Annotated in this window: 18 protein-coding genes; 14 read left to right on the forward strand and 4 right to left on the reverse strand. The window is 54.4% G+C overall.

Annotation, left to right across the window (positions count from 1 at the left end; genetic code table 11):
- The first annotated feature begins 53 nt into the window (after nucleotides 1-53).
- From SIB88_RS04940 to SIB88_RS04965, 6 genes are all read left to right on the forward strand, one after another.
- Entirely contained in the window at nucleotides 54-1,148 is a 1,095-nt protein-coding gene (locus SIB88_RS04940; protein ID WP_412557484.1) for an ABC transporter ATP-binding protein, read from the forward strand.
- Nucleotides 1,149-1,150: 2 nt separating this feature from the next.
- Nucleotides 1,151-2,041 carry an ABC transporter permease gene (locus tag SIB88_RS04945; RefSeq protein ID WP_101245489.1) on the forward strand — a complete coding sequence of 297 codons (891 nt, stop codon included), beginning with the start codon at nucleotides 1,151-1,153 and terminating at the stop codon, nucleotides 2,039-2,041.
- Nucleotides 2,038-2,832, forward strand: coding sequence for an ABC transporter permease (locus SIB88_RS04950; protein ID WP_101245490.1), 795 nt, complete (start codon nucleotides 2,038-2,040; stop codon nucleotides 2,830-2,832). Before SIB88_RS04945 ends, SIB88_RS04950 begins: the two co-directional genes overlap by 4 nt.
- Nucleotides 2,833-2,914: 82 nt before the next feature.
- Entirely contained in the window at nucleotides 2,915-3,955 is a 1,041-nt protein-coding gene (locus SIB88_RS04955) for an extracellular solute-binding protein (RefSeq protein ID WP_101245491.1), read from the forward strand.
- Between the two features lie 102 nt (nucleotides 3,956-4,057).
- A complete protein-coding gene (locus tag SIB88_RS04960) occupies nucleotides 4,058-4,990 on the forward strand; it encodes a nitrilase-related carbon-nitrogen hydrolase (protein ID WP_412557485.1) in 933 nt (310 codons plus the stop codon).
- Between the two features lie 211 nt (nucleotides 4,991-5,201).
- The gene (locus SIB88_RS04965; RefSeq protein WP_412557486.1) at nucleotides 5,202-6,098 is read left to right on the forward strand and encodes a ketopantoate reductase family protein; all 897 of its coding nucleotides are present in this window, start codon (nucleotides 5,202-5,204) and stop codon (nucleotides 6,096-6,098) included.
- A 52-nt stretch (nucleotides 6,099-6,150) separates the two neighbouring features.
- On the opposite strand, the gene SIB88_RS04970 is transcribed toward SIB88_RS04965, so the two are convergent.
- A complete protein-coding gene (locus SIB88_RS04970; protein WP_412557487.1) occupies nucleotides 6,151-7,122 on the reverse strand; it encodes a DMT family transporter in 972 nt (323 codons plus the stop codon).
- 293 nt (nucleotides 7,123-7,415) lie between these two features.
- Between SIB88_RS04970 and SIB88_RS04975 the strand changes: the two genes are divergently transcribed.
- A complete protein-coding gene (locus SIB88_RS04975) occupies nucleotides 7,416-7,703 on the forward strand; it encodes a hypothetical protein (RefSeq protein ID WP_412557488.1) in 288 nt (95 codons plus the stop codon).
- 62 nt (nucleotides 7,704-7,765) lie between these two features.
- On the opposite strand, the gene SIB88_RS04980 is transcribed toward SIB88_RS04975, so the two are convergent.
- Nucleotides 7,766-8,818, reverse strand: coding sequence for a helix-turn-helix domain-containing protein (locus tag SIB88_RS04980; protein WP_114112896.1), 1,053 nt, complete (start codon nucleotides 8,816-8,818; stop codon nucleotides 7,766-7,768).
- A 295-nt stretch (nucleotides 8,819-9,113) separates the two neighbouring features.
- Between SIB88_RS04980 and SIB88_RS04985 the strand changes: the two genes are divergently transcribed.
- Entirely contained in the window at nucleotides 9,114-9,281 is a 168-nt protein-coding gene (locus SIB88_RS04985) for a hypothetical protein (protein ID WP_412557489.1), read from the forward strand.
- Nucleotides 9,282-9,436: 155 nt separating this feature from the next.
- Nucleotides 9,437-10,033 carry a hypothetical protein gene (locus tag SIB88_RS04990; RefSeq protein ID WP_101245497.1) on the forward strand — a complete coding sequence of 199 codons (597 nt, stop codon included), beginning with the start codon at nucleotides 9,437-9,439 and terminating at the stop codon, nucleotides 10,031-10,033.
- 50 nt (nucleotides 10,034-10,083) lie between these two features.
- Here the strand turns inward: SIB88_RS04990 and SIB88_RS04995 are convergent, their stop codons facing one another.
- Nucleotides 10,084-10,872: an AraC family transcriptional regulator gene (locus SIB88_RS04995; protein WP_101245498.1), complete on the reverse strand. Its 789-nt coding sequence runs from the start codon at nucleotides 10,870-10,872 to the stop codon at nucleotides 10,084-10,086.
- A gap of 150 nt (nucleotides 10,873-11,022) precedes the next feature.
- On the opposite strand from SIB88_RS04995, the gene SIB88_RS05000 reads away from it, so the two are divergent.
- Entirely contained in the window at nucleotides 11,023-12,297 is a 1,275-nt protein-coding gene (locus tag SIB88_RS05000) for an MFS transporter (protein WP_206926810.1), read from the forward strand.
- A 166-nt stretch (nucleotides 12,298-12,463) separates the two neighbouring features.
- The gene (locus SIB88_RS05005) at nucleotides 12,464-14,434 is read left to right on the forward strand and encodes a bifunctional 2',3'-cyclic-nucleotide 2'-phosphodiesterase/3'-nucleotidase (RefSeq protein WP_412557490.1); all 1,971 of its coding nucleotides are present in this window, start codon (nucleotides 12,464-12,466) and stop codon (nucleotides 14,432-14,434) included.
- Nucleotides 14,435-14,536: 102 nt separating this feature from the next.
- On the opposite strand, the gene SIB88_RS05010 is transcribed toward SIB88_RS05005, so the two are convergent.
- Nucleotides 14,537-14,974, reverse strand: coding sequence for a GcrA family cell cycle regulator (locus tag SIB88_RS05010; RefSeq protein ID WP_101245501.1), 438 nt, complete (start codon nucleotides 14,972-14,974; stop codon nucleotides 14,537-14,539).
- Nucleotides 14,975-15,176: 202 nt separating this feature from the next.
- On the opposite strand from SIB88_RS05010, the gene SIB88_RS05015 reads away from it, so the two are divergent.
- The 3 genes from SIB88_RS05015 (at nucleotide 15,177) to SIB88_RS05025 (ending at nucleotide 17,010) form a co-directional block, all read left to right on the forward strand.
- Nucleotides 15,177-15,839, forward strand: a complete 663-nt coding sequence (locus SIB88_RS05015) for an NnrU family protein (protein WP_412557491.1) — start codon at nucleotides 15,177-15,179, stop codon at nucleotides 15,837-15,839.
- Nucleotides 15,840-15,965: 126 nt separating this feature from the next.
- Entirely contained in the window at nucleotides 15,966-16,427 is a 462-nt protein-coding gene (locus tag SIB88_RS05020) for a hypothetical protein (RefSeq protein ID WP_101245503.1), read from the forward strand.
- A gap of 103 nt (nucleotides 16,428-16,530) precedes the next feature.
- Nucleotides 16,531-17,010: a hypothetical protein gene (locus tag SIB88_RS05025; protein ID WP_228194523.1), complete on the forward strand. Its 480-nt coding sequence runs from the start codon at nucleotides 16,531-16,533 to the stop codon at nucleotides 17,008-17,010.
- Nucleotides 17,011-17,151: the final 141 nt, after the last annotated feature.

A 17,151-nucleotide genomic window follows, 5' to 3' on the forward strand; every position in this document is an offset into this window, starting at 1 on the left:
GAAACTCTCCGAAGATTTTATATCATTTTAAAAAATACATATCGGGGATGTGCATGTCAGAAGTTGTAATTTCGGCACGCTCAGTCAGTAAAATTTTTGGCTCGGGTGCAGATAAGGTTACCGCGTTGGATGCGGTATCGGTTGATATCTTTCAGAACGAATTTTTCACAATGCTTGGTCCGTCAGGCTGCGGCAAAACCACTTTGTTGCGCTTGATCGGTGGCTTTGAAGAAGCAAGTTCGGGCAAAATTCTGCTCGAAGGCAATGAACTGAATGATTTGCCGCCCTATAAACGGCCAATCAACACGGTTTTTCAGTCCTATGCGCTGTTTCCGCATCTTACCGTGCGCCAGAACATCACATTCGGGCTGGAAATGCAGGGCATTGATCGCGCCAAGGCCAACCACCGGGCTGACGAGATGCTCGAACTGGTGCGACTGGCCCAATATGGCGACCGGGTGCCAAGCCAGCTTTCCGGTGGTCAGCAACAACGCATCGCCCTTGCGCGTGCATTGGCACCGGCCCCCAAGGTGCTGTTGCTTGATGAACCGCTTTCAGCACTGGATCTTAAACTGCGCAAGGAAATGCAGGTTGAACTGAAACGTCTTCAGACCGAAACCGGCATTACCTTTGTCTTTGTCACGCATGATCAGGAAGAAGCGCTGGCGATGTCTGACCGGATCGCGGTCATGCAATTTGGCAAGATCCAGCAGATCGGTGCGCCGCGCGAAATTTATGACGAACCGACAGATCGTTTTGTTGCCGACTTTATTGGCGACAGTAACTTTTTGCCCGGCAATCTTGTCGCGGCCGCGGATGGCAAACATGCGCTGACGCTTGCCAATCAGCATGTCATCGAACTTCCATCCGTAAGGTCGGGCGAGAAAACCGGCGATGTTACCATTTCGATCCGTCCGGAACGGCTTGGACTGGTGGCCGAAAACCTTGCCGATCAGACCCATCTGATGGGATCGGTCAAATCCGTGATCTATTTTGGCACGGACACGACCTATGAAATCGATCTGGGCAATGATCAGACAGTCAAGGTGCGTACCCAGAACGGCACCGGTGCCATGGATGATTTCGGCCGGGGTGAACGGGTCGGGGTGCATGTGCCTGCCGATGCCATCCGGGTGTTGGTGGACTGATCATGAAAGCAATGCTGCGATCCAAACGGTTCTGGCTGATTGCACCTGCGGTTCTTTATATCGGCTTCTTCATGGCCGTGCCGCTGGTGCAGATGGCCTATGTCTCGATCCTTGAACGGGGCGATTATGGCGGGGTGAACTGGGGCGTGTTTTCGATGGACGCCTATGTCAGTTTCCTGTTTGAACGCGATCTGATGGATAATCTGGTGCTCAATACCGATTACCTTCAGGTTTTCGCCCGGTCCTTCGGGCTGTCGGCCATGACCACGGTCTTTGCGCTGATCCTCGGGTTCCCGACGGCCTTTTATATTTCGACCCAACCGCAGGGACGGCGAAATTTCCTGATCTTTCTGGTTACCATTCCGTTCTGGACCAACATTCTGGTCCGCAACTATGCCTGGATGCTGTTGCTGCGTAATGGCGGTCTGGTCGACGGTATGCTGGGCTGGATCGGTATTGAAACCGGCGGGCTTGATATCCTTTATACGCCCTATGCCGTCTCCATCGGTCTGACCTACACCTATTTGCCATTCATGGTGTTGCCGATCTATGCCAGCCTTGAAAAGCTTGATCATCGTCTGGTCGAGGCAGCCTTTGATCTGGGTGCAGACAAGCGCCGCGCGATGAGCCGGGTGATCCTGCCGCTTGCCGCACCGGGTATTGCGGCCGGGTGCATTCTTGTGTTCATTCCGTGCCTTGGGGCCTATGTCACGCCTGAATTGCTGGGCGGGGGCAAGTTCATGATGATTGCCAATCTGATTGGCAGCCAGTTCGGGGCTGCGCGAAACTGGCCGCTTGGTGCGGGACTTGGTTTTGTCCTGCTCGCCCTGGTTCTGATCGCGATGATGGTCTATTCGCTTAAATTCAAATCATTGCCGGAGGAAAGCCGATGAAAGTCGATGTTTCCAACCCGCTTTGGCGTTTCCGCGGGATCACATCCACGGCAATGTTCTTTTTTGCCTACCTTTATCTGCCAATCGTCATTTTGCTGGCGCTGTCGTTTAACGAAAACAAGCTGGCAACGATCTGGACGGGTTTTACCACCGACTGGTATGTCACGGCCCTTTCGAATGACGATATGCTGCGTGCGGCCAAAAATTCGATCATTGTGGCCGTTTCGGCGACCATTCTTGCCACCATTGCCGCAACCTTTGCTGCGATGGGTATGGCGCGCGGACGGTTCCGCGGGGAAGTCGGTGTATCGGCAATGCTGGTTCTGCCGTTGCTGGTGCCTGAAATCGTTACCGCGATTGCCACATTGCTGTTCTTTGTGGCACTTGGCATCAAGCTTGGCCTGATTACCGTGATCATTGCGCACACGGTCTTTTGCATTCCCTTTGCCTATTTGCCGATCCGTGCCCGTCTCGAAGGGATGGACCCCGCATTGGCCGAGGCGGCAAATGATCTTTATGCCAATGAATGGCAAGCCTTCAGGCGCGTGACCATGCCGTTGCTGTGGCCCGGGATTTTGTCGGGGGCGATGCTATCCTTCATCATCTCGCTTGATGATTTCGTCATTTCCTATTTCGTCGGCGGGGCCGGGGCGACAACGCTTCCGATCTATATTTTCGGCATGATCCGCATCGGTATCACCCCCGAAGTCAACGCGGTTTCCGCAATGATGCTGATTGTCTCGATCGTGTTTGTCAGCGTCTCGTTCCTGATAGATCGCATTCGGTACTGATCGAAAAATGGACGCCCGGTTTCCGGACGGGTCGGGCATCCGAACAACAAGCAATGAACCGTCCTTAATTGGGAGTCTCACAATGAAACTACGTTCCGTAATTCTGGGAGCATCCGCAATGGCCGTTTTGTCGGTTGGGTCGGCAAAGGCGGATGGCGAACTGTTTTTATATAACTGGTCGAACTATTTCCCGCCGGCATTGATGGAAAAGTTCGAAAAGGAAACCGGCATCAAGGTGACCCTTGATGTGTATGATTCCAACGAAACCATGTTGGCAAAGCTGCAAGCAGGTGCTTCTGGCTATGACATTGCCGTGGCATCCGACTACATGGTCGATGTCATGATCAAGGAAGGTCTTGCGACCAAATTTGACGCCAAGTCGCTTGAGAATTTCAAGAATGTCGCAAAGCCCCATGACACCATGAAATATGATACCGACCGCGAATATTCGGTCACCTATCTGTGGGGGACGACCGGCTTTACCTATGACGGTTCGGTGGTTGATGGCGAACTTGAACGAAGCTGGAAAGAATTCTTTGAACCGCGCGAAGAATTCCGCGGCAAGATCGGTGCCTTGAACGACGAAGTCGAAATGTTCAATGCCGCGTCCTATTACGCAGGCGTTGAAAAATGCACCGAAGACCCGGCCGAAGCCCAGAAGGTTCTTGATGTCCTTCTCAAGCAAAAGCCCTATATCGCGGTTTACAGCTCCGAAGGCACGATTGACCGCATGTCGGCCCGCGAAGTCCAGATGCATATGCAGTGGAATGGTGCTGCCCATCGGACCAAGGAAAGCATCCCGGAGGCCGTCTTTGTCTATCCGAAGGAAGGTCTGACCTATTGGGCTGACCACTTTGTCATTCCGACCGGTGCGCCGAACCTGGAAAATGCCAAGACCTTCATCAACTGGATGATGAAACCGGAAAACGCGGCAGAAGCCTCGAACTATGCCGGTTACATGAACTCGATCAAGGGGACCGGCGAATTCATGGACCCGTCGCTGAATTCCGATCCGGCTGTGAATATGCCGGAAGAATATGCAGATCTTCTGATCCCGTCGCAGAACTGCTCGGTCAAGGCGCGCGATTTGCGTAACCGTGTCTGGACCAAACTTAAAAACTAGGTCCGGTTTTAACCGGTCTTGATGATCCGGCCCGTGCAGTGTTCGGGCCGGATCATGATTTTGAATACACGATGTGAATTGAACTGGCAGGAACCCCTGATCATGACCGCTGCGGCTTCTCTTACCGAACATGTGACTTTGGCTCTTTGGGCGACCAATCTTGGCTGCAAGGTCACGGATATGGCCGACTGGGCCGCGCATGTTGATGCCCAGATGGCAACGGCTGCCGCCAAAGGGGCTAAGATCTTTGTCCTGCCGGAATATGCCAGCGAACAATGGCTGGCTTTCAAGCCCGACGGTCTGCAAACCGGTCAGGAAATCGCATGGATGGCCGATCTTGCCCCCGAGGCCCGCAAACACGCCGCTGCGCTTGCCAAAAAGCACGACATGCTTCTGGTCGCGGGCAGCATGCCCTGGCACATCGACCCCAAAAATCCGGCGGCCGGACAAACCAATAGTGCGATGATCTTTACCCCGGAAGGGGATGCGATCATTCAGGACAAAATGTCACTGACCCCGGGGGAACAGGAACCGGAAAACTGGTTTTTGACACCAGGCAAGGCATTCAATGTAATTGAATGGCGTGGGCTGACGGTTGCCGTTCTGATTTGCCTTGATATCGAAATGCCGGCTTTGTCCTGTTTGCTTGCGCCGCTTGATATTGATGTTTTGCTTGTGCCGTCGATGACCATGACGCCGTCGGGCTATAACCGGGTGTTCGGTTGCGCAAAAGCGCGCGCGGTTGAACTGATGACCGTTGTTGCGGCTTGCGGCACGACCGGGACGGCGATCAACACCACCAACAACCCGACCAACTATTCGGGATGTTCGGTCTTTACCCCGTGCGAACCGCAACTGGGTCATAGCGGCCTGTTTGCCCGGGCTGAACCCGGTTTCGATGATGGCGCGGACGGACCGCTTCTGATCGCAGAAGACGTTCCTGTCGGGCTGATCCGGTCCCTGCGTAACGGTGATGCCGAAGTCTGGCCGGGCGGCTGGTCGGCAGCGCACGTTTCTGTGCACAAACATGGATGACAGCCTTTGACCAAGGCTTTGCTTTGGGACCAAGGCCCTGATGTGGTGGGGCTTTCCGAAAGCTGAATAATCCCCACGATGTGAAAAACCTGCGATCCCGGTTGTCTGATCGCAGGTTTTGCGCGATGAAGGGCCAAAGGAAAGTTTGCCGGTAATAGGCACGGTCATCCATGCCATTGCCGGGGCATCAATAAATGCAGGAGCGGGCAATATGAAAATCGCGGTTATGGGGGCAGGGGCCGTTGGCTGCTATTACGGGGCGATGCTGGCGCGTGCAGGTCACGACGTCACCCTGATCGGGCGTCCCAACCATGTCGAGGCGATGAACCGCGATGGCCTGTTGCTCGATTTCGGGACGTCGCAGGAATATGTTGCGGTTCATGCCGCAACCGACACCGCGGCGATTGCCGGGGCGGAACTCGTTCTGTTTTGCGTCAAATCGACCGATACCCAATCGGCTGGCGAACAGATCAAACCGTTCATTTCGCGCGATACAATTGTTCTAAGCTTGCAAAACGGTGTCGATAATGCCGAACGGCTTGGTGCTGTTCTGGGGCAGCCGGTCATTCCCGTGGTGGTCTATGTTGCCACCAGCATGGGCGGGGCTGGTCACGTCAAGCATCACGGGCGCGGGGAACTGGTTTTCGGACCGTCCGATCAAAGCCAGCTGGTTGCGGATACCCTGCGTCCGGCCGGTATCCCGGTCGAGATTTCCGAAAACGCCCCCGGCGCCCTGTGGGCCAAAATGATCCTGAATTGCGCCTATAACGCGCTGTCTGCCATTACCCAGCTTCCTTATGGAAAACTGGTCGAAGGGGATGGGGTCTGGGATGTGATGCGCAATGCGGTTGATGAATGTCTTGCCGTGGCAAAGGCCGATGGTGTCACCGTGCCGGGCAATGTTTGGGAAGCGATCGAAAAAATTGCCGCCACCATGCCAGCGCAATTTTCTTCAACCGCGCAGGATCTGGCGCGCGGAAAGCCCAGCGAGATTGACTATCTTAACGGCTATATCGTGCGCAAGGGCCGGGAACTTGGCATTCCGACCCCGACCAATCTGACCTTGTTTGCCCTTACCAAGCTTCAAGAAGGCAAAAAGGCGATCTAGGGCCTTCGGACCCTTTTTTGCCTTCGGCGTGATGATGCGCGTTATTCGGCCGCTATTCAGCTGGTGTCTTGGCCGGTGCGGGCGGGGGCGCATCTGAAAGTGGCCCCGCATCAAGTGCCGGTGCGGTTTTGGCAAGCTGGCGTTTGGCCAAATCGACAAGCCGGTCATTGAACATTACCAGGGCCGCGGCCAGAACGATCAGAACCGCCCCCATCAGGCTTACGGGGGCTGGCAATACGCCAAACACCAGAAGATCAAGCGCGATCGCCCAGATCATCGCGGTATATTCAAATGCCGAAAGCGTTGAAACCGGTGCACGTGCCAATGCTTCTGTCATGGCGATATGGGCAAGCCCGCCGGTCAGTCCCGCCCCGATCAACCAGACCAGATTGCCCGATGAAACCGGTGCCCACCCAAACGGAATGGTCAAAAGTCCGCCAATCGAACAGACAAGTGCAAAGTAAAAGGCAATCGTGCCCGACGGTTCGGTCGTGGTCAGGGCCTTGATCTGGGTTTTGGCAAAGGCCGTGGTGATTGCAAAGGCAATTCCGGCCCCAATCCCGATCATCGTTTCATGATCAAGCCCCGGTGTTGAAATCATCGGCCACAGGATCAGAAACACTCCGGCAAACCCGGCAACGGTCGCGCCCGTAACCAGCCAGCCCGGATTTTCACGCAACACAATGATTGCAACCGGGATCACCACAAGCGGGGCCAGAAAGCCCAGCGCGGTGGCCAGTGCCAGCGGAAGATATGCCAGCGACACAAAGGAAAGAAACATCGAAACGCCACCAAATGTGCTGCGTTTGAGGTGTCCCCACGGTCGCTTGGTCCTGAGCGCGCGCGGAAATTCATGGCGCCACATCAGATACAGCACGATCGGCACAATCGCGACAGAGCTGCGCCAGAACATGATCTGGCCGACCGGCGCTTCAAGGGACGCCATGCGGACAAACAGGCTCATGATGGCAAACAAGCCGGTTGCTGCCAGACGTAATCCTATGCCGGTCCAAACACTGTTCATTGCTGATAACTCCGGGGGCGCTGATGTAATCAATAGCGGAGTTTGGCGACATTCGATGCATGACAAATTCTCATGTCTGGGCTGATAAAAATTTACATGTCGAAATTGTAATGGGGATGCCGCGACTGCTTGTTACAAATTCTGGACGCTTTGCGCATAAATATGGACCGCTGGAATAGTGACGGGCCCGGGAATGGTCCAAACTGTCGGAGATCACGAATAGTACCAATGGCAATGAAACCGTTTCATGACGCATTGGTGCAGGTCGTCAACCAAGTAGGGAAGACCGGCAAATGCAGAACGTATCTGAAGTGCGTCGTGATGATCCACTGGTATATGGCCGTTTCAGCAATCAGCGGCCCGTCGTGATCATTGAACAAAATCAGGAAAATCTGGACCACCTGATCGATCAGTATCTTGGACTGGCCGATATCATTCTGGTGCCCAATGCCTATATCGGCTTGCGGATGATCAAGCTTTTCAAATCCGAAGATGTGGAAATTCTGGCGATCGAAGGATTGTTCGGGCATGACGCCATCTGCAAATCCGACACCAACATTACCGGTATCTGGAAAATCTGAGGCGATTGCGTTTCGTATCTGATCGGTGCGTGCTGTTGCCTTGCAAAGACCGCACCGCGTCCTTAGCCAAGACCGTGTATCCAGTTTTCAAACTGTTTGTTGACCAGCCCGGCAATGCACTGGGTTTTGCGGGAATGGATCGCGGCCCCGTTCCGGACTTCACCCGGCGTGGCGTCATACTTGTCGCGAAACGCCCGGATGAAGCTGGCGTCACTCGAAAAGCCGCATTCCAGTGCAATGTCATAAATAGAAGACCGCGCACAATGCGGATCATTCAAAAGCGATATTGCCTTGCGCAGCCGCATGTCACGGACATAGGTATAAACCCCGCCATAGGGCGCGAAATAGTTATAAAGCTTGGACCGTGATACCCCCAAATCCTGAGCCGCCCGCCGTGGATTGAGGTCCGGCGAACACAGATTTTCGCGGAAATAACGCCGCATCTTGACCATGCTCAGGATGTTCTGGCGTTCATGGCTGCTATCGGCGGTCTGGCTGCTGACCGAATTCAAACAGGTCGCCAGCATGGTGGGGAACATCTTTTCAAATATTTGGGCTTGCTGATGGCCAAGTTCACAGACATTGCGCTGAAGCGACAGAACCATGTCACGGATGATCTGCACCATCGGGTCATCGGGCGCCAAAAAGCGCATGCAATGGTCATCGGGATGCTGCAAATGGTCTTCAAGCAGGGCCCGCGGAATCACAAGATTAAGTGTCAGATGATCGCTTGTCTGTGCCGTGAAGGGCTGGGTCAGGTCATAAATAAGAATGCCGCCGGGTTTAAGTCGGTCATGCCCGCGCGATGTTTCGCATTCGATCTCGCCACGCTGATAGACGCCGATGCCGTAATGATCCATGCCATTGCCGACAATCTGTTGATAGCCACGGCGCCATTGCTGCTGGCGGGACTCAACTTCCATCAACATCAAGGAACCAAACAGATGGGATCGGATCGTTGTTCGGAAATCATCTTCCCGAACCTGTTTCTCGGCATCTACATCGAAAAGACAGGATATCGACTCTTTCCAGACCGCAAAACGGTCCTGCATCGGCAGATTGTCGACAGTGAAGAACGTGCTGGTGGTTCCAGCAGAATCTTGATCCGGTTGCATCTTGCTACCCCAATTGCCTACGTGGCGGACACTTACAACGAATGTATGCGGTGTGGATTGGGTCAGGCGTACTTGCCTATCCACAGGTCGAGATTAAGTAAACTAACGAATGAGGTAAAGCTATTAAATTTGGATAATTTAAATTAGTTTATTCTGATTTAATGGTCTGTGCCGTAATTGGCCATGACACATCCCGATCGCCTCCTTTCCCCCGACATCGATGTGCCTGATCGTGATCATCACCTGGTGATACGTCGCGTTACCCGACGCTGCGTATTGCAGGAAACCATGTGTGATGACGGTCATTGTTTTTGCCGCATTTTTAATTTGCAGATTTTCTAATTTAACTACAGCCAATCGCCATCCGGTGCAAAAGACCTTTGGTATAGCGGGCGTCAATTTGCCTATTCCCAAGGGTGGGTCCAAAGGTATGGACGTTACGGAACAGGCGGTTTTTCGATGATTTTTTGGACTCAATGCAAAGCGATTTGGACGCCGTGTGCATTGGACAACCACAAGCTGTGCTAGACAAGCGCATCAAAATATAAAGCTCTGCGGTCGATTGAAGAAACAGCGGGGCATTCGGGGCAACGCTGAGATTTCTCTCTGGGGGAGAACATGAATTCAGTCGATTCACACCCGGCACGTAGGAAAGGGGAACGCAACTTCTCTGATCCGGGACGTGACTGGGGGCCGGCCTGCCATATTGTGCCAGGTCGCCGCATTAACGAACCCAATTACAAGGCCGGGAACAGTCCGGTGGCCTTGCTGGCGCGGTCGCGGTCCAATTTTGATCTGATCGCCGAAAGCAGCAAGGAAATTGCCGATGGACCGCCGCCCTCTGATCCGTATGAGGCAATGGCCATGGCAATGATCCGCACCATCGGTGAAAGTGTCTCGGTTCTCAAAAGCATTGCCGATGTGATGCCGACCCTTGATCGGATGCTTGTTGGTCGTGATGGCGAAAGTCTGCATGAAGAAGCCCTTCAAGACAAAACCGGCAGCGCATCTGACAAGGCTTCTGAAAAAGCCCGGGCAGAAGGCAAGGCAAATGCCCTTTGCTGGTCATCGGACATGATGGTTGAAATTCACAATCTGTGTGCTCAGAACCGCAAATCCGGCCAGGCCCACGCCAAAGCCATCCGCCGATATGACATCGATCCCGAACCCGACAATGACATCTTTCCGCCGCTGCGCAATTTCAGGAACGATTGACGTTGCACGGGATGGCGGGCCGGGTTTGCCGGGCTGGCACCGCGGGATGTTCAGCGGAAATACCCGCCCGGTGTGCGTCCGGTAACCTTGCGGAACATGGCGATGAAAGCGGATGGCGTTTCGTAGCCAAGATCAAGCGCGATCTCGGTGACAGGGCGGTCATTCGCCAGTTTTTCAAGTGCATAAAGCAGGCGCAGTTTTTGGCGCCAATCGCGAAACGGCATCCCGGTTTCGCGCAGAAACAGCCGTGCCAATGTGCGTGATGACGCCCCGCAGATGCGCGACCAGTCATCCAGGGTGCGGTTATCTGCCGGGTTTTCAAGCAGCGCGTCGCAAATCTTGCCAAGCCGCGGGTCCTTCGGGGCCGGAAGATGCAGGTTTTCCTGATCCGGTGCCCGCAATTGATCAAGCAGAACCCGCATCAAACGGCCTTCTGCGCCATCTTCGTCATATTCGATCGGAATTTCGGTTGCCGCACGGATCAGTTCACGCAACAGCGGACTGACATCAAGTACCATGCACCGATCAGGCAGGTTCACCGGCGCAGTGCGGTCAATATAGATATGGCGCGCACGGGTAAAGGTCGCATGGGTCACGGCGTGTTCAAGATGGGGCGGCACCCAGACCGCGCGTTGTGGCGGCACGATCCATATCCCGGCTTCGGTAATGACCTTCATCGTCCCTTCGGATGCGTAAATCAGCTGACACCAGTCATGGCTGTGCGCACCGATGCTGTGCCCGGCGGGCACGTCGCTCATACGGACATAGATCGGGCGCGGCAACGCATAGGGGCGCGGACGGATATGGTTGGCTTCGTCAATCGGGGTTGGACGGTCCATCGGAACGCCTCGTGTGTCTGTTTTGCGATATATGATGGCAGATTATCGTAAGACAGACGGCCTGCAATAGGTTTAATTTGGTTTCATTCCAAAACATACGATGCGTGACAGCGGAACCGCCACCAATGCGGCCCAGTCCGGGGAGACAAAATGTCCAAGGAAGAAATCATACCCGAAGCCTCCAACCACGCGGCCCCGATCGGCGAGGTGCCCGATGCGGCGGCCGGTGTTCCGGTCTATAAGGGCTGGCGCAATCCGGAAGTTCTTCTGATTGTGATGGCCGCGGCCATGCCATTGTCCTTTTCGACATGGATGGCGCTTTTGAACAACTTTTCGATCGAGATGGCGGACTTTACGGGACGTGAGATCGGAATTTTGCAGTCCCTGCGTGAAATTCCGGGGTTCCTTGCCTTTACCGCGATCTTTGTCTTGCTGGTGCTGCGCGAACAGACCTTTGCGTTGCTGTCCTTGCTGGTCCTGGGGATCGGGGTGGCAATTTCGGGATATTTCCCGACGGTGATTGGCCTGTATTGCACCACGGTTCTGATGTCGATTGGCTTCCATTATTTTGAAACCATGCAGCAGGCGCTTTCCTTGCAATGGGTTAAAAAGGAACGCACTGCCATGGTGATGGGCAAACAGCTTTCGGCGAAGTCGATTTCATCGCTTGTGATGTTCGGGGTTGTCTGGCTGATGCTGGAAATCTTCGATGTCGACTATCGTTATGTCTATCTGTTTGGCGGGGCACTGACGGTGATTGCGGCGTTGTTTGTCTGGGGCGCTTTCCCGAAATTCTCCGATGCCCATCCGCAAACCAAAAAGCTGATCTTGCGCAAACGCTACTGGCTTTACTATGCGCTGACCTTCATGAGCGGTGCCCGACGCCAGATCTTTACCGTGTTTGCCGGCTTCCTGATGGTTGAAAAGTTCGGATATGACGCGGCAACCATCACGTTGCTGTATCTTCTGAACCACGCGATCAACATGTTCCTCGCACCCAAGATCGGCAAGCTGATCGGCAAATGGGGGGAACGCCGTGCCCTGACCTTTGAATATATCGGTCTGTTCATCGTGTTCGTCTCTTATGCCTTTGTTGACAACCATGTGGTTGCCGGTGGCCTTTATGTGATCGATCATCTGTTCTTTGCCATGGCAATCGCCATCAAGACCTATTTCCAGAAGATCGCCGATCCGGCCGATATTTCGTCAACAGCAGGGGTCAGCTTCACGATCAACCATATCGCAGCGGTCTTCATCCCGGCGGCATTCGGATTGTTGTGGCTGTTTTCGCCAAGTGCGGTGTTCCTGGCGGGTGCGGCGATGGCGGCTGTGTCGCTGGTGCTTGCGCTTAATGTGCCCCATGATCCGGAACCGGGGAACGAAGTGGTGCGGGGCTACAAATCGCCGCATGCCGTTCCTGCCTGATCTCAATGGCCTTTTTGGCGCTTTGTTTCAAATCCGGAAACGCCCGTGCAGATGCGCGGGCGTTTCCATTTGTATTTGCCCCATCTTTTTCGCAAAATCTTCAAAACCTGACCATCTGAACAAGAATAAAGTTGATCGACCGAGCACTCGAACAGGGAAAAGACCCATGACATTCATCCACAAGGCAGGCCTTCGCACCGCTGGCGCATCCGCGATCGGACTTTCGCTGGCATTGCTCAGCGGCACAGCACTGGCCGACAGCACGGTTTCGCTGCGTATCCTCGAAACCACGGATATCCACACCCATCTGGTCAATTATGATTATTACCGTGATGGTGAATCGGACACGGTCGGTCTGGCAAAGGTCGCGACCTTGCTCAAGACCGCACGCGGCGAGGCAGAAAATGTCGTCTTTGTTGATAACGGTGATCTGATCCAGGGCAATCCGCTTGGCGATTACATGGCCAAGGAACGCGGCCTGAAAAAGGGCGAAACCCATCCGGTCTACAAGGCAATGAACCTGCTGGGCTATGACGCGGCCAATCTCGGGAACCATGAATTCAATTACGGGATGGAGTTCCTTGAAACCGCGATTGCCGGGGCAAACTTCCCGTATGTTAGCGCTAACATCTTTGTTGATGATGGTGATGGCAATGCCGAAAATGACAAACCCTATTTCCAGCCCTATGTGCTGCTTGATCGCGAATTCGTCGATGACGAAGGTAAAAGCCACAAGGCAAAGGTCGGGGTGATCGGGTTTGTCCCGCCCCAGATCATGCAATGGGACAAGGCCAATCTGGAAGGCAAGGTCTTTACCAAGGACATTGTTGAAATGGCCGAAAAATATGTCCCGGAAATGCGTGATAAGGGGGCTGACATTGTCATTGCCGTTCCGCATTCGGGTCTTTCGACCATGGAACGCCACGGCATGGAAGAAAATGCCACTTATTACCTGTCAAAGGTCGATGGCATTGACGCCATCCTGTTTGGTCATGCCCATACGGTCTTCCCGTCCGATGCCTTTTCCGATCTTGAAGGTGTCGATATCGCCAAAGGCACGATCAATGGTGTTGCCGCGGTCATGCCGGGCTTCTGGGGCAGTCATCTTGGCGTGATTGATTTGACACTCAATGTTTCTGATGCAGGTGAATGGACCGTCGTTGACAGCCTGTCAGACGCCCGCCCGATCTATCAGCGTGAAGGCCGTACCATCACTCCGCTGGTTGAAGCCGATCCCGAAATCATCGCCGCGGTCAAGGAAGAGCACGAAGGAACGATCGCCTATATGCGCGAAGGTGTGGGCACGACATCGGCCCCGATCAACAGCTTCTTTGCGCTGGTGGCTGATGACCCCTCGATCCAGATCGTGACCAATGCCCAGAAATGGTATCTGGAAAAGATCCTGAACGGATCGGAATATGACGGCATTCCGATCCTGTCGGCCGGGGCGCCGTTCAAGGCCGGCGGGCGTGGTGGTCCGGACTATTTCACCGACATTCCCGAAGGCAAGATCGCGCTTAAAAACGTGGCTGATCTTTATATCTATCCCAACACGGTGCGTGCGGTTCTGTTGAATGGTGATCAGGTCCGTGAATGGCTTGAAATGTCGGCCGGGCAGTTCAATCAGATCGACCCGAACAACAGCGATGAACAGCCGCTGATCAACCCTGATTTCCCGACCTATAACTATGACGTGATTGACGGGGTGACCTATCAGATCGATGTGACCAAACCTGCCCGCTATAACAAGGCCGGTGAAGTGGTGAATGCCGATAGTCACCGCATCGTCAATCTGAGCTTTGATGGCAAACTGGTTACCGCGGATCAGCAGTTTGTCGTTGCGACCAATAACTATCGCGCTGGCGGTGGCGGCAATTTCCCGGGACTGGACGGATCGACGATCATTGTCGAGGCCCCCGATGAAAACCGCACGGTTCTTGCCAACTATATCCTGACCGAAAAGGAAATCGATCCCAAGGCCGATGGCAACTGGACCTTTGCCCCGATTGGCGATGCGTCCAAGGTGACCTTTGTCACCAGCCCCAAGGCATCGGCGGCCGCCAATGCCCCGGACAATATCAGCTTCATCGGTGAAGATCAGGACGGCTTTGCCAAATATGTCCTGCAGACCAAATAGTCTGTCTGCTTGTTTCGCATCATAACAATGCACCATAAGAAAAGCCGCCCGGTGAAACGGGCGGCTTTTTTATTCGGGCGGGCATTTTATCCCGATCAAATATTATTTCTTGTTGGCGGCCTGCGGACCTTTGCCACCCTGACCCTGCTGTGCAGGCGGGTTGTCTTCACGCGGGTTCTTGCCGTTCAGATAAGCCTGTGCGCAATGTTCTTCGCAATAGGGCTTGCTCGGGACGATCTTCTTGCCACAGAAGTGGAAATCATCATCACCCGGATCACCAAACGGCCAGCGGCACATGCCAGCGCCAAGATCAAAGATCGAAATGCCTTTGCTCTGCTGCTTGGGTGCCGGGGCTTTTTTCTGTTCAGCTTCCTCTGCACGGCGCTGAATCGGGGACGGGCGTTTCGGCAGGCCCAGGCGGTGCGCCTTGCCCACGACGGCATTTTTGCCGACACCCAGTTCTTCACCGATGCGTGCCGTGGTCCAGCCCTGATTCCAGAGCGAGGTCAGCAGTTCAATCTTTTCCGGCGTCCAGCTCATTTCGAGTATATTCCGTGTTCCGTTGTCCGCCCGACGGTTTCAGTCCGCAGGCAGTTGCTAAATTGTCCGATGTCAAACAGGGATACAGAGGTATCCGCTAATATCTCGTAACGCAAGGGTCTTGGAGATTCGCACCCCGACCCGTATGCGGGAACAGCGCAATTTGCATGTTGAAGCAGCAATGTAAAGAGGGGATCGCACTTTGGTCTGGTTTTTCATCTCGCTCGCGGTTTTCCTTGGGGCACATATCATTCCCGGTCTGCTCAGGGGGAAAATCGTCGGTCTGATCGGGTATTGGGCCTATGTTGTTGGTTTCTCACTTGTTTCGACCATCCTGTTTGCATGGGTCATTCACGAGGTGATCACAGCAGAGTCGTCATGGCTTTGGGATTTTCATCCTCTGCGTGCAAAACTGTTGATTATCATCATGTTACCCGCTTCTATTTTGTGGGCCTGCGCCATTCTTCAACCCTGTCCGTTGTCAATCGGGCGTCGATCCGGGTTTGATCCGGACCGTCCGGGCATCAATCTTTTTTGTCGGCATCCTTTGTTGCTGGGCGTGATGCTGTGGGGGGCTGGTCATGTCGTTGCCAATGGCGATTTGGTGGCTGTGATCTTTTTTGGCGGCAGTGCAATCTTTGCCCTGATTGGATTTTGGCGCATGGAGAAAATCCGCCTGCGTGACATGCCTGCGGCCCGTCGGGATGCAATTTTACAAGGGACTCGGCGGTTTTCGCCGTCCGGGCTGCTCAAAGGGGCGATCGGGTGGCGTGATCTGCTGCTTGGTTGTGTGATTTATGCCGTGCTTCTGGGCGGGCATGCCCATGTGATCGGGGTCAATCCGCTTGAATTGGCCGGTTGGTAGGGGCACTCGCAGCGCAAGGCTTGTCAGCCCCGGCGATCAAAGGGATACTGTGGCAAAGGCATACCGCAAAGATATGTCCCGCGTTTGTCGTTTTTGGCAATCGCGGGCGCAACCAAGCGAGGTATCATGACGTCTCCCCAACTCGCGACCAATCTTGCCAGATTTGCAGAAATAGAAGGCCGTCATCCAAGGCTTCTTCTGGCCACCGCCTCGTCCGAGGAACAGGCCCATCACAAACATGTCGCCACCCTGTTTGCCGATGGTGGTTTTGATGTGGATGTCGCCCCGCCGCATTCCGATGCCCAGTCAATTGCCCGCCAGGTTATTGATTGCGATGCCGACATGCTGGTGCTGATCCGAACATCCATGACATCCCCGGACCGGGTCAGTGTTGCCGATCTGATCTCGGCGCTTGATGCGATGGATGCGGAATATGTCAAATTCGGCATTGTTGGCCATTCGGATGATCCGGCGCGTGCGAACGTCGATTTTGTCTGTGATCTTGAACATCTTCAGACAGCCGATTGCGAAGCGCTGATTGCCTATATTCTGGCAGTTGAAGAAGGCCGTGTTGCACAACATATTTAAATCATTGCCGGTTTTGCACACGAAGCCGGGCAATGATTTCGAAACCCTTTATGTGCATAATGGTTGAATCCCCGTGCGGGAAAAATAATCGAAGGGTCAATTGATGGGATTGCTCAAGGAAACGCTGATGCGCGTCTTTGTCGGCAAGAAGGGCCGCGATGCCATTCGTGCCTATAACAATGCGCAATCCCTTCAGGTCCGTGATCCGGCCACCGCCGAACAGGCCGCCGCCCAGGCCCGTCAGGCGCGACGCATCGAAGACCGTGCCCTTGCCCATCAGGATGAAGGCATGTCGCTTGAAGAAGCACGCGCCCTTGCCCTGGCCGAGACCCTGACAGAACAGGCAGACACCCCGCACACCGAAATCATGAAGGCCCTGAATGCGGCCGATGCCAAACTTGGCAAACAAAAAAGCAAAATCCCGACCGAAGCCGATGAACGCCGTCAGGAACTGATCAACGAGGCGGTAAAGGCCCTGCGCAGCAAGCAGGGCGATCTCGACCGGCTCGATCCCGACTTGCGTGCCAAACTGACCGTGATGGCGGTGGGGGCGCTGATGGGCGGACCCAATACGCGCCAATAACCAAGCTAACCACACGGGCACGCATCAATGCCGCCCCGTTTCGATGTGGATTTGCATATGGCAACCGGTTACGGGTGCTTTTTTGTGGGCGGGTCGGGGCAGGGATCGCAGGTCAGAAACCGGGACGGAGCGGAACAGAAC

Origin of the sequence: Thalassospira sp. MIT121401 (assembly GCF_047125595.1) — a bacterium.
Taxonomy (GTDB): Bacteria; Pseudomonadota; Alphaproteobacteria; order Rhodospirillales; family Thalassospiraceae; genus Thalassospira; species Thalassospira povalilytica.

What these genes read in the sequence shown, in the direction of transcription:
- SIB88_RS04940 (WP_412557484.1), top strand. Translation starts at nt 54, where the DNA reads ATGTCAGAAGTTGTAATTTCGGCACGCTCAGTCAGTAAAATTTTTGGC.
- SIB88_RS04945 (WP_101245489.1), top strand. Translation starts at nt 1,151, where the DNA reads ATGAAAGCAATGCTGCGATCCAAACGGTTCTGGCTGATTGCACCTGCG.
- SIB88_RS04950 (WP_101245490.1), top strand. Translation starts at nt 2,038, where the DNA reads ATGAAAGTCGATGTTTCCAACCCGCTTTGGCGTTTCCGCGGGATCACA.
- SIB88_RS04955 (WP_101245491.1), top strand. Translation starts at nt 2,915, where the DNA reads ATGAAACTACGTTCCGTAATTCTGGGAGCATCCGCAATGGCCGTTTTG.
- SIB88_RS04960 (WP_412557485.1), top strand. Translation starts at nt 4,058, where the DNA reads ATGACCGCTGCGGCTTCTCTTACCGAACATGTGACTTTGGCTCTTTGG.
- SIB88_RS04965 (WP_412557486.1), top strand. Translation starts at nt 5,202, where the DNA reads ATGAAAATCGCGGTTATGGGGGCAGGGGCCGTTGGCTGCTATTACGGG.
- SIB88_RS04970 (WP_412557487.1), bottom strand. Translation starts at nt 7,122, where the DNA reads ATGAACAGTGTTTGGACCGGCATAGGATTACGTCTGGCAGCAACCGGC.
- SIB88_RS04975 (WP_412557488.1), top strand. Translation starts at nt 7,416, where the DNA reads ATGCAGAACGTATCTGAAGTGCGTCGTGATGATCCACTGGTATATGGC.
- SIB88_RS04980 (WP_114112896.1), bottom strand. Translation starts at nt 8,818, where the DNA reads ATGCAACCGGATCAAGATTCTGCTGGAACCACCAGCACGTTCTTCACT.
- SIB88_RS04985 (WP_412557489.1), top strand. Translation starts at nt 9,114, where the DNA reads ATGACGGTCATTGTTTTTGCCGCATTTTTAATTTGCAGATTTTCTAAT.
- SIB88_RS04990 (WP_101245497.1), top strand. Translation starts at nt 9,437, where the DNA reads ATGAATTCAGTCGATTCACACCCGGCACGTAGGAAAGGGGAACGCAAC.
- SIB88_RS04995 (WP_101245498.1), bottom strand. Translation starts at nt 10,872, where the DNA reads ATGGACCGTCCAACCCCGATTGACGAAGCCAACCATATCCGTCCGCGC.
- SIB88_RS05000 (WP_206926810.1), top strand. Translation starts at nt 11,023, where the DNA reads ATGTCCAAGGAAGAAATCATACCCGAAGCCTCCAACCACGCGGCCCCG.
- SIB88_RS05005 (WP_412557490.1), top strand. Translation starts at nt 12,464, where the DNA reads ATGACATTCATCCACAAGGCAGGCCTTCGCACCGCTGGCGCATCCGCG.
- SIB88_RS05010 (WP_101245501.1), bottom strand. Translation starts at nt 14,974, where the DNA reads ATGAGCTGGACGCCGGAAAAGATTGAACTGCTGACCTCGCTCTGGAAT.
- SIB88_RS05020 (WP_101245503.1), top strand. Translation starts at nt 15,966, where the DNA reads ATGACGTCTCCCCAACTCGCGACCAATCTTGCCAGATTTGCAGAAATA.
- SIB88_RS05025 (WP_228194523.1), top strand. Translation starts at nt 16,531, where the DNA reads ATGGGATTGCTCAAGGAAACGCTGATGCGCGTCTTTGTCGGCAAGAAG.